This is a genomic window from Streptomyces sp. ID05-39B (assembly GCF_033794725.1).
Classification (GTDB): domain Bacteria; phylum Actinomycetota; class Actinomycetes; order Streptomycetales; family Streptomycetaceae; genus Streptomyces; species Streptomyces bobili.
The window spans coordinates 1-10891 of the sequence record NZ_JARGEF010000259.1; the positions used below are offsets into that span (position 1 = coordinate 1).

Annotated in this window: 10 protein-coding genes; 4 read left to right on the forward strand and 6 right to left on the reverse strand. The window is 70.7% G+C overall.

What is annotated here, in order from left to right; genetic code table 11:
• The 3 genes from P1P75_RS34790 to P1P75_RS34800 all read right to left on the reverse strand — a co-directional run.
• On the reverse strand, positions 1-1244 hold a 1244-nt coding region (locus P1P75_RS34790; protein WP_319263026.1), incomplete at its 3' end, for an alpha/beta hydrolase.
• 113 nt (positions 1245-1357) lie between these two features.
• The gene (locus tag P1P75_RS34795) at positions 1358-1882 is read right to left on the reverse strand and encodes a DUF2267 domain-containing protein (protein WP_319263027.1); all 525 of its coding nucleotides are present in this window, start codon (positions 1880-1882) and stop codon (positions 1358-1360) included.
• A 103-nt stretch (positions 1883-1985) separates the two neighbouring features.
• Positions 1986-2456 (reverse strand): Hsp20/alpha crystallin family protein, encoded by a 471-nt coding sequence (locus tag P1P75_RS34800; protein ID WP_319263029.1) that lies wholly within the window; start codon positions 2454-2456, stop codon positions 1986-1988.
• Between the two features lie 684 nt (positions 2457-3140).
• Here P1P75_RS34800 and P1P75_RS34805 point away from each other — a divergent pair.
• Positions 3141-3329, forward strand: coding sequence for a hypothetical protein (locus P1P75_RS34805; RefSeq protein ID WP_319263031.1), 189 nt, complete (start codon positions 3141-3143; stop codon positions 3327-3329).
• 91 nt (positions 3330-3420) lie between these two features.
• On the opposite strand, the gene P1P75_RS34810 is transcribed toward P1P75_RS34805, so the two are convergent.
• The gene (locus P1P75_RS34810) at positions 3421-4869 is read right to left on the reverse strand and encodes a family 43 glycosylhydrolase (protein WP_319263033.1); all 1449 of its coding nucleotides are present in this window, start codon (positions 4867-4869) and stop codon (positions 3421-3423) included.
• A gap of 17 nt (positions 4870-4886) precedes the next feature.
• Entirely contained in the window at positions 4887-6413 is a 1527-nt protein-coding gene (locus P1P75_RS34815; protein ID WP_319263035.1) for a family 43 glycosylhydrolase, read from the reverse strand.
• A gap of 746 nt (positions 6414-7159) precedes the next feature.
• On the opposite strand from P1P75_RS34815, the gene P1P75_RS34820 reads away from it, so the two are divergent.
• Positions 7160-7468: a hypothetical protein gene (locus P1P75_RS34820; protein ID WP_319263037.1), complete on the forward strand. Its 309-nt coding sequence runs from the start codon at positions 7160-7162 to the stop codon at positions 7466-7468.
• 24 nt (positions 7469-7492) lie between these two features.
• On the opposite strand, the gene P1P75_RS34825 is transcribed toward P1P75_RS34820, so the two are convergent.
• A complete protein-coding gene (locus P1P75_RS34825; RefSeq protein WP_319263038.1) occupies positions 7493-8464 on the reverse strand; it encodes a helix-turn-helix domain-containing protein in 972 nt (323 codons plus the stop codon).
• A gap of 164 nt (positions 8465-8628) precedes the next feature.
• On the opposite strand from P1P75_RS34825, the gene P1P75_RS34830 reads away from it, so the two are divergent.
• Positions 8629-9168, forward strand: a complete 540-nt coding sequence (locus P1P75_RS34830) for a hypothetical protein (RefSeq protein ID WP_319263039.1) — start codon at positions 8629-8631, stop codon at positions 9166-9168.
• Between the two features lie 140 nt (positions 9169-9308).
• A complete protein-coding gene (locus P1P75_RS34835) occupies positions 9309-10865 on the forward strand; it encodes an alginate lyase family protein (RefSeq protein WP_319263041.1) in 1557 nt (518 codons plus the stop codon).
• The last annotated feature ends 26 nt before the right edge of the window (positions 10866-10891 follow it).

Here is a 10891-nt window from a genome sequence, read left to right on the forward strand (position 1 = left end):
CTCCCCGCCGCCGCCCGCACCCGCCGCGTACGGCCGTGTTCCGCCAAGTGCGCCAGTACGGCGGCCGGAACCCCCGTGGTCTCGGTGAGTCTCCGCTGGAGCCAGTCCGAGGCCGCGGTCAGGGTCGCCGGGTCCCAGGTGTCGGACGTGGTCAGGGTGTGGATGTGGGTCCACTCGCTGAGGCGGGTGAGGAGGAAGGGCGGCGGGGTCGGGCCCAGGGCCTGGCGGACTCCGTCCGTCCAGTTCTGCCAGTCGGCGGACGGGGAGGCGTGCAGGGCCTCGCCCCGCCGGTCCAGGTGGCGGATCACCGCCGCTATGGCCATCTGGCGGTCCGGGTCGGTGAGGATCCGGCGGATCAGGGCCGGTTCCTCGGAGGGTGGGGCCTCGGCGAGGGCGCGGCCGTACTCGGCGTACCTCGCGTGCTCCGCGGGCTCGGGGTCGAGGTGTCGTATGTGGGTGCGCGTCGCCTCGTAGAGCGCGGTCGGGTTGTCCAGGTGGACGTCGTGGGCCGCGTTCGGGACGGTCGTCAGGGTGGTGTCTGTCGGGCGGTGGGCGCGCATCCGCTCCGCCTCCTCCTGCCGCAGCATGCCTCGTTCGGCGCGGATCACCAGGGTGGGGCAGGTGATCCGGGACCACTGTTCCCAGTAGCCGTCCGGGGAGAGGGCGAGTGCCTGCGCCGTCGCGGTCATCGTGTCGCGGTCCACTCGGGCGTGGCCGCCGTCCGGTCGCCAGTCCAGGCCGTCGGCCCACTTGTCGTGGCCCAGGAACGCCGTTGCCTCGGCGCGGGAGGGGAAGGGCGTCGGCCAGCTGTCCAGCCAGTGCGCGATCTGCGCGGGCAGGTCCGGCGTACGGCCCGCCGGGCCCGCCTCCACCAGGATCAGGGACGCCACCCGCGAGGGGTGCGCCGCCGCGGTCAGCAGGGCCGTCAGGCCGCCCAGGGACTGGCCGAGGAGGACCGCCGGCGGGAGGGACAGGTGCGTCAGGAGGCTTACGGCGTCCCGTACCGCCGCCCGTCTCGTCACGTCGGCCGGGGTGCGCGTGCTGTCGCCGTGGCCGCGGGCGTCGTAGCGCACCACGCGGTGGCCGTCGGTCAGGAGGCGGGCGGTCAGGTCGTCCCATTCGCCGAGGTGGCCCGCGAGGCCGTGGAGGAGGACGACGGGGGGTGCCGTCGGGTCCGGGTGCGGCGGGGTGTGGTCGCGGTAGGCGAGGCGGGTGCCGTCGGGGGTGGTGAGGTACGCGGTCAACTCCGGGGCCTGCCTGTCCTGGTGGTCGCTCGGCGGATGCCCACAGCGTCTCCCCGGCCCCGCTGCCGCCGCCAGCGGATTTGCCGTACGGCGGCGGCGGGCCGGGGGGCGGGTCAGGACGTGCGGGACGCCAGTTCCGCTCGGCCGAACAGCAGGGCGTATCCCGGCGGGAGTTGGGACAGGATTCGGTCGGTCAGGTCGTCGCCGATCAGGTTCGGCAGGACGCCTAGGACCGAGCTGACGTCCCAGCGGGCCGTGGCGTGGGTGGCGCCCTCGATGCGGGTCGCCACCGTGTCGACGAACTCCTGCGCCGACTGCGGGCGGGTCGCCGGGATCTGGGACGCGATCACTCTCGCCGCCTCCCTCGGGAGCGCGCGGGTCAGGGCCACGCGCTCGTCGCCGGTGACATGGCCGCCCAGCGCGGAGAGGACGATGCGGGTGACGCGTTCGGCCTCGGCGGTGGTCGGGTACTGGCCCGACTCCCGTACGGCCGCGATCAGTTCACTCCAGTCCCGGTTCCCGTTCCGGTGCCCGTGCCTGCGGTGGCCGTCGTCCTCCTCCCTTGCTGTCGGGCGTGCGGGTACGGGCCGCTGCGGGGCCGGGATCATCGTCCTCGGCGTCTGCGCGGTCGTCGTCATCGTTCGGGCTCCTCCTCCGAGTCCGGTGCGGTGGTTCCGTGCGGTGCGGTGTGCGCCTCCCGTGGCCCCGAGTGCCGGCTCCGGGGCCACGGGAGGCGGGGCGTCAGCCGCTGATCTGCTTGCGGCCGCCGTCGCCGCCCGAGATCTGGATGCGGCGCGGCTTGGCCTGTTCGGCCACGGGGATGCGCAGGGTGAGGACGCCGGCCTCGTACGAGGCGTCGATGCGGTCCACGTCCAGGGTGTCGCCGAGGAACAGCTGGCGGGTGAAGGTGCCCGCCGGGCGCTCGGCGACGAGCAGCTCCGCGCCCTCGGGGGCGGGGGTACGGCGCTCGGCGCGGACGTTGAGGACGTTGCGTTCGACGTCCAGGTCGATCGTCTCGGGGTCGATGCCCGGAAGGTCGAAGTGGACGAGGAAGTCGTCCCCGGACCGGTAGGCGTCCATCGGCATGGCGGCGGGACGGTCGGCGGTGCCGGTGCCGAAGACCTGCTGCGCGAGTCGGTCGAATTCGCGATAGGGGTATCGCCCGGTTCGAGCGAAGTCGAGAATTGGGGAAGGGTCGGTACGCATGAGCATCACAGTCCACTCCTCTCCTCAGACTCTTCGGTGCGATGCCCTACGCCTTCTTATATAGCTCGGAGGAGGAAACTTGACAACCCTCGACTCAGGTTGGCCAACTCGCCTGGTCCGGGAGTTAGCCTCGGAGCGACTTCGAGGAGGCAGACATGGCGAAGGTTTCCAGTTCGGTGATCGCCGCGGGCGGGCTCGTCGGCGGGTACGGCGCGGCCCGTCGGTGACTAGCCTCGATCATTCGTGAGTCCCCGGCAGCTTGCGACGTTGTTGGCGAATCCGCTCGGTGGACGCTGATTGGCAGATATGGGCCGGCGATCTGCCCCTTCTACGGCGTGTCTCTGGCCCGGATCTGCCAATTGCTTGGCTTGACGGGATTCGCCAACAGCATCGCTTGCCGGCGGGGACTTCGTGTCTGTGGGGTGGGGTCTCTTCGGGGCTGCGGAATGCTGAGGGCCGGCTGTCGCGTCGGGTGAGTGTGCCGGGTTCCGCTTTGGCGGTGAGGTGGTTCGGGTTGTCGGGATGGTCGAAATAGCTGGTCAGTAGGGGTTCGGCAATGCCTTGAGCCGGTCGAATGCTCGGGTGATCTCGTCGGTCCAGGGCCATCGGGCGGTGAAGCGGAGCCAGTGGCGGCATCCGGTGTGCACGAGCCGGGCGGGGCCGCGTCGGAGAACCGCGACCTTGACCAGGGTGGCCAGGCAGCGGGTGCTGCGTGTCGGCAACGCCGACGAACTCGGCCGCCAGTTCGGCGAGTACGCCAAGGCGGGCCTGGAGCACACGGTCCTCGCCAACACCACCGGCCTGATCGGCGGGGTGGGCGAGATCCGCGCCCGCGCCCGCGACCTGCCCACCCTCAAGGCGGTGCTGTCCGACCTTTGAACGCGCCTGCGCGCCACTCCCTTGAGTGCCGCGCAGGCAGACGATCGGCGGGACCTGCTCCTTGTAGCGGTCCTACTCCTTGCAGTGTGTCCTACTCCTTGTAGAAGGTGGCGTCCTGCCGGTCGAGGGCCGTGCTGACCGGCTGGGTGTAGAGCAGGTTGTTGAAGTGCCGGACGTAGCGGCCGGGGAAGTTGAACGACTCGTACGACACCCCGGCCGCGGTGTCGGCGAGGCCCGCCCGCTGGAAGAACGAGGCGTCGGCGTCGAACAGGGTCGTGCCGTCGTCCTTCTCCACCCACACCTCGTTGTTCTTGTGGCGGAGGTAGTAGCCGGGGAAGTTCGCCGACTCCAGCGAGACCGTGCCGCTGCCCGCGAGACCGGTGACGACCCGGAACTGCGAGTCGGCGAGGTTGGTGACGTTGGCCTCCAGCTTCGCGCGGTACTCCCAGTGGCGGATGAACTTGTCCGGGTAGTTGTACGAGGAGAGACGGACCGGAGTCGCGCCGTCGGCGACGGGGATGCCGAAGTTGGGTGTGCCGTCGGCGTTCCAGTACAGCTTCTGGTAGCGGGTGCGGCGGTTGGGGTCGTTGAGCGGGTCGCCGTTGATGTTCTTGTAGTTACGGTCGTGGTAGACAAGGATGTCCGACTTGCCGTCCTCGGAGACCGTGAAGGTGTTGTGGCCCGGGCCGTACTGGCCGGTGGCGTCGTTGCTCTTGAAGACCGGCGTCGGGGTCTTCGCCCAGGACGCCGGGTCCATGAGGTCGGCTGTGCCGGAGGCGGTCAGCAGGCCGAGGCAGTAGTTGGCGTCGGTGGCGCTGGCCGAGAAGGTCATGAAGACCTTGCCGTTCTTCTCCAGGACGGCCGGCCCCTCGTTGACGCGGAAGCCGACGGTCTCCCAGGAGAACGTGGGCTTGGAGATCATCACCGGGCTGCCGCTGATGGTCCAGGGGTTGGACATCTTCGCCAGGTAGATGTTGGTGCCGCTGCCGACCGCCGGGTCGTTCTGCGCCCAGCTCAGGTAGCGGGTGCCGCTGTGCGTGAACGTGGTGGCGTCCAGCGAGAAGGTGTCCAGCGGCAGGGAGATCCTGCCCTTCTCGGTCCAGGTGCCGGTGAGCGGGTTGGCCGCGCTGGTCTCCAGGACGTACGGGCGGATCTTCCAGATGTCGTTGGAGACGCCGGCCGCGAAGTAGACGTACCACTTGCCGTCGATGAAGTGGATCTCCGGGGCCCAGATGTGGGCGCCCATCTCACCGCTGGCGTGCTTGGTCCAGATGGTGGTCTCCGGAGCCGTGGCGAGGTCCTGGAGGGTGGTGGCCCGGCGCATCACGATCTTGTCGTACGCGGGGACGGTGGCCGTGAAGTAGTAGAAGCCGTCGGTGTGCTTGAAGATGTGCGGGTCGGCACGCTGTTCGGCTATCGGGTTGGTGAAGGTGACCGCGGGGGACGCGGGGGCCGCCGCCTGGGCGGGCGTGGTCACGGTGGTGAGCATGGCGAACGCTGCCGCCGCGGCCACCAGGACACGTCTGGCGAGACGTCTCATGGTCGATTTCTCCTGGTTCACGTGGTGGGCGTCAGGCGCCACTGCTGGCAGTTGTTGTTCAGCCAGGACCACTGGCGTACGTCGGCTCCGTTGGCCCCGGAGCAGTTGGTGACGTCGGCGACCTTGCCGGTGGCGGCGTTGACGATCCGCACGTAGTCGTTGCCGGTGTAGATGAGCCGCGACTTCTGGCAGTTGTTGTTCAGCCAGGACCACTGCCGGATGTCGGCGCCGTCGGCGCTGGAGCAGCCGGCGGTGTCCATCACCTTGCCGGTGGCCACGTTGACCAGGCGACTGGTGTCGTCGGCCATGTCCTCGACACGCCACTTCTGGTTGGCGCCGCCGGTGCAGCTCCACTGGAAGATGTTGGTGCCGTCGGCGGTGTTGCCGTTCTCGACGTCCAGGCACTTGCCGCTGTTGCGGTTGACGATCGTGTACGCGGTCGGGGTGGTCGCGGTCTCACCGGAGGGGCCGGCGAGGGTCGTGCCGAGGGCGACCGGGGTGCCGAAGTTCGGGGTGCCGTCGGCGTTCCAGGTGAACTTCTGCACGCGGGTCGTACGGCCGTTTCCGCAGCCGCCGTTCGCCGTGCTGTTGGCGTGGTAGACGATCCAGTTCTCGGTGCCGTCCGGCGAGGTGAAGAACCCGTTGTGGCCCGGGGCGAAGACCCCGGCCGCGTCATTGCGCTGGAAGACCGGCGTCTGCTTCTTGGTCCAGGAGGAAGCGAGCAGCGGGTCGCTGCCGGTGAGCTCCAGCTGGCCCAGCTTGTAGTCGGCGGTCTGGCAGTGGCTGGCGGAGAAGGTCAGGAAGGTCCGCCCGTCGTGGTACAGCGGTTCGGGCCCCTCGTTGACCGCGCCACCGGAGGTCTCCCAGCTCAGGCTGGGGCTGGCGATGACCGAGAAGGTGGAGCTGCTCAGCGTGTACGGGTTGCTCATCGGCGCGATGACCAGGCTCTGCGTGCTGCCGCCGATGAAGCCGCTGCCCAGCAGGTACAGCTGGTTGTCGTGCTTCAGCACGCTGGCGTCGATGAGCCAGCCGCCGGGGGTGAGGTTCGACCCGGCAAGGGTGTTCTTGTGCGTGTACGGGCCCATCGGGTCGGTGCCGGAGCTCTCCAGCACCTGGGTGCGCTGGCTGTCGCAGCAGGCGACACCGCTCTGCGCGGCCGAGTAGTAGAGGTACCACTTGCCGTCCAGGAAGTGGATCTCCGGCGCCCAGATGTTGGCGTTGCGCCCCGCGGTGGTGTCCGACCAGATCTCCACGCTCGGGGCGGTGCTCAGGCCCGCGAGGGTGGCGGACTTACGCATGAGCAGCTTGTTGGTGAACGTGGTCGTCACCAGGTAGTAGCTACCGTCGTGGTACTCAAGCCACGGGTCGGCGCCCTTCTGGGACTTGATCGGGTTGGTATACGGCTTGCCGTCGGCGGCGGCGGCAGACTGAGCGGTGTGGATGGTCTGGACGGCCAGCAGTGAGGCGAACAGGGCCAGCAGTGCTGCCCCCAGCAGCAGACTGCGGCGGGGCGTCGACCAGCGACGGGCGCGGGTGGGGATCACGACAATTCCCTTCCGGGAGCGGCTCGGTGTCGGATATCTTGGGGCGACCCGGCGTGTTCGAAATTGCGAACACTGTGCGTAACTTCGGCCAGAAGGTAAAGCTGAGGCAGGAGGGACGTCAATGGTTGCGACACTTTTGATGTCGCCGAGATGTCCGTAATGGATCATGGACGTGAGCCGGTCGGCGTTTGCGTGGTGAAACCGAAGAGCGTGGGACGGCTGGGACGGCACGGCGTCCGGAGCGGCGGACTGCGGGTGGAAGACCCGGCCTGCGGCGGTGAACTCACGGAGACAGCAGTCGAGATGGAGAAACTCGGCTTCGGCGCGAGCCGGCTCGCCGGCAGCACGGGAGTGCGCCACGCCGCGTCCCCTCGTCGCGGCGAAGCCACGGATCACCCTCGCCACCGGCATCCAGAACATCCGGCAGCACGGGGCCGCCGGCACGGCCGTACACTTCGCCGAGCCGGAGGCCACCCACCCCGGCTCGGGGTGAGCCACGCCAGGCTCGCGGAGCGGTACCGGCGCCCGTACGCCGCCATGGTCGACTATCCGGACGCCCTGGCGGCCGGAGCCCCGCCGACGCCCGCACCCGCCTCGTACGGCCGTGCTCGGCCAGGTACGCCAGTACCGCGGCCGGGACCCCCGGGGTTTCGGTGAACCCTCGACTCAGGTTGGCCAGGACGCCTGGTCTTCGCATTAGCCTCTGGGGGACTGACTTCGGGGCGACGCGATTTCGAGGAGCAGTGATGGCGAAGGTGCAGGTTCCCAGCTCGGTGATCGCCGCGGGCGGGCTCGTCGGCGGGTACGGCGTGGCCCGGTGGACGAAGAAGCGGCCGCTGGGCGGGGCCGTACTCGCCGTGGCGGGGGCCGCGGCAGCGCGGCAGTGGCGGCAGCGGGCGGGCGGGAAGGCCGCGGGCGCGCTGACGGTCGCCTACGTCGCCGCGTTCGCCGGGTCCCACCCGCTGGCCAAGAAGGTGGGCGCCTGGCCGTCGGTCTTCGGGGTCGCGGGCGCCGTCGCGCTGGCCTCCTGGGCGGTGGCGGACCGCCGGGCCTGAGAAGACCCGCCCAGGCTCACCCCCTCAGCCCGACACCGAGACGCCCGCCCCCGACCGGAACGCCCGCCGGTACCCCTGCGGGCTCGTCCCGACAACCTTGCGAAACCGTTCCCGAAACGCCGTCGGGGAGCCGAAGCCCGTCTGGGCCGCGATCCGCTCCACGGGGTGCGCGGTCGTCTCCAGCAGGTACTGGGCCCGCCGGACCCGCGCCCGGTGCAGCCATTGCAGCGGTGTCGTGCCGGCCTGTTCGCGGAAGCGGCGGTTGAGGGTGCGGGTGCTCATGCCCGCGTGGTCCGCGATCTCGTCCAGGGTGAGATCGCGGTCGCAGTGCTCCTCCATCCAGCGCAGGACGGGTTCCAGGGTGGCCCCCGACGGGGCCGGCGGCAGGTCGTGGACGATGAACTGGGCCTGCCCGCCCTCGCGTTCCAGGGGCATGACCGACATACGGGCCGCCTGCGCGGCGACGGCCGAACCGTGGTCCCCGCGGATCATGTGCAGGCACATGTCGAGGGCCGCGGCGGCGCCCGCCGAGGTCAGGAACTGGCCGTTGTCGACGTAGAGGACGTTCGCGTCGACCGTGATCCCCGGGTAGCGCTCCGCCAGGTCGCGGGCGGCGATCCAGTGGGTCGTCGCCCGCAGGCCGTCCAGCAGGCCGGTCGCGGCGAACAGGAACGCCCCGACGCAGATCGACGCGATACGCGTGCCGTTCTCCGCCGCAGCGCGCAACGCCTCCGTGACGCCGTCCGGCAGCCGCTCCGGCGGTTCCGCCACGCCGGGCAGGATGATCGTGTCCGCCTCGGCGAGGGCCTCCAGGCCGTACGGCGCCCGCACCGTGAACGCTCCCGCGCTCACCTCGCCCGACGGGTACGGCGAGCAGACCCGCACCCGGTACGCCTCCCTGCCGTCGGGCAGCCGTGCCCAGCCGAAGGCGTCGATGGGGGCGGAGAGGTCGAAGGGGATGACCCCGTCCAGGGCCAGAACGGCGACGGTGTGCATGGCGAGATCCTAGGCATACGACGGGAAACCGCCAACACCGCCCAAGAGGAGAACAACGCGGTCACAGCCACCCCACCTGCCATGCCCTCTCGTGGCGAGAATCCGTCGCCTCCTGGCACTCCCGCCACTTCTGCGAGATCGGCCGGACAGCCTAGCGTCGGCCCGTGACCAAGTTCCTCCTCGCCGTCCACGTCCTCGCCGCGATCGTCGCGATCGGTCCCGTCACCGTCGCCGCGAGCATGTTCCCGCCCGCCGCGCGCCGGGCCCTGGCCGCGCCGGACGACGCCCGCGCCGCCGAGACCGTACAGCTGCTGCACCGGATCTGCCGGGTGTACGCCAGCGTCGGCATCGCCGTTCCCGTCTTCGGGTTCTTCACGGCGGGCGCGATGGGCGTGCTCGGTGACGCCTGGCTGATCGTGTCCGTCGTGCTGACCGTCCTGGCCGCGCTCGTCCTCGTCGTGCTGGTCCTGCCCCGGCAGGAGATCCTCGCGCAAGGCATCACGGGCGACGGCTCCGGTACCGGCACCGGCACCGGCACCGGCACCGGCACCACGGTGTCCCGTGAGGCGACTCATGGGACAACTCATGAGGCGACCCGCGCGGCGACCGTTCAACTGGCCATGTTCACCGGCATCTTCAACCTGCTGTGGGCGACCGTCACCGTCCTGATGATCGTCCGGCCGGGGTCGACGACGGGCGCGTAGAGCGAGCCGCGCAGACAGCCGCGGACGGCCGTAGCGAGAGCCGTAGCGAGAGCCGTAGCGAGAGCCGTAGCGAGAGCCGCAGGCCGGAACCGGACCGCCCGCTTTTCGTTATCGGTCCCGCCCCCGCGCGTCTCCGGGGCATGCATGAGACTCGACGTCGACAGATCAGCCGCCGGAGCCTGCTCAGGGCCACCGGCGCGACGGCCGGTGCGATCACCCTCAGCACCGGAATTGCCCACGGCGCCACCCGGGCCGCGGGCAGCGCGCAGGGCTCCGGCTACGCCCACCCCGGCCTCCTGCACACCGGCGCCGACCTGGGCCGTATGGCCGCCAAGGTGAAGGCCGGCGCCGCTCCCTACGCCGCAGGGTTCGCCAGGCTGACCGCCAACCGGCATGCGCAGAGCGGCTGGACGGCCAATCCGCAGGCCACCGTGTACCGGGGCGCGGGCAGCCCGCAGAACTACGCGATCCTCTACAACGACGTCCACGCGGCCTACCAGAACGCCCTCCGCTACCACGTCGGCGGCGACACCGCCCACGCCGACACCGCCGTGGCGATCCTCAACTCCTGGTCGTCGAGGCTCACTTCGCTGGAGGGCTCCGCCGACCGGTTCCTCGCGGCCGGACTGTACGGCTACCAGATCGCCAACGCCGCCGAACTCGTCCGCGACCGCGACGACTTCGAACTCGACCGGTTCCGCACCCTGCTCACCACCGTGTTCGCCCCGGTCAGCGAGAGCTTCCTGAAGGACCACAACAACGCGGTCGTCACCAACTACTGGACCAACTGGGACCTGACCGCGATGGCGTGCGTCCTGGCCACCGGCATCTTCTGCGACGACGAGGCGAGAGTCACGCGCGTCGTCGAGTACTTCAAGAACGGCGCCGGGCTCGGCTCCGTCCGCAACGCCATCCCCGTCGTCGGCGAGGACGGCCTCGCCGAGTGGCTGGAGGCCGGCCGCGACCAGGGCCACGCCCTGCTGGGCGTCGGCCTGATGGGCACGGTCTGCGAGATGGCCTGGAACCAGGGCATCGACCTGTACGGCTACGACGACAGCCGTTTCCTCAAGGGCGCCCAGTACGTCGCCAAGTGGAACCTCGGCGGTGACGTGTCCTACACGGCCAACACCCGCAGGAAGGGCGCGATCGGCGGCTGGTCCGGCAGCGAGACCGCCTCCGACGCCGCACCCGTCGACCCCACCATGACCCGCCCCATCTGGGCGATGATCGCCAACCACTACACCAGGCGACGGGGCCTGTCCGCGCCCTACCTCACCCGCATCGCCGCCAAGGCCGCACCCGAGGGCGGCGGCGGGGACTACGGCCCCAACAGCGGCGGCTACGACCAACTCGGCTTCGGGACCCTGGCGTTCACGCGGGACAAGGTGACCGGCGCGGGAGCGGAGGCGGGCGGGGGAAAGCCGGCCGGTGCCGGCTCCGCCTCCCCCTCCGGTTCGGCGAGCCCGTCCGCCCCCGTCGCGGACACCTCCGGCGGATCGGCCGCCGGTCCCGGCTCCGCCGCCACCCCCGCCGGTGGCAACAGCGGTGGCCTCGCGTCCACCGGCGCCGGCGACCTCGCCGCCTGGACCGCCGCCACCGGCATCACCGCCCTCGCCGGCGGCCTGCTGCTCCTGCGGCGACGGGGGAAGACCCAACAGGAACAGCCCGGGACCGGAGGCGGAGCCCACAGCAAGTAGCCCCTGCCCGCCCCTGGCCCCCGCTC

Coding starts and splice junctions, on each gene's coding strand:
- P1P75_RS34795 (WP_319263027.1), bottom strand. CDS start 1,882: ATGACGACGACCGCGCAGACGCCGAGGACGATGATCCCGGCCCCGCAG.
- P1P75_RS34800 (WP_319263029.1), bottom strand. CDS start 2,456: ATGCTCATGCGTACCGACCCTTCCCCAATTCTCGACTTCGCTCGAACC.
- P1P75_RS34810 (WP_319263033.1), bottom strand. CDS start 4,869: ATGAGACGTCTCGCCAGACGTGTCCTGGTGGCCGCGGCGGCAGCGTTC.
- P1P75_RS34820 (WP_319263037.1), top strand. CDS start 7,160: ATGGCGAAGGTGCAGGTTCCCAGCTCGGTGATCGCCGCGGGCGGGCTC.
- P1P75_RS34825 (WP_319263038.1), bottom strand. CDS start 8,464: ATGCACACCGTCGCCGTTCTGGCCCTGGACGGGGTCATCCCCTTCGAC.
- P1P75_RS34835 (WP_319263041.1), top strand. CDS start 9,309: ATGCATGAGACTCGACGTCGACAGATCAGCCGCCGGAGCCTGCTCAGG.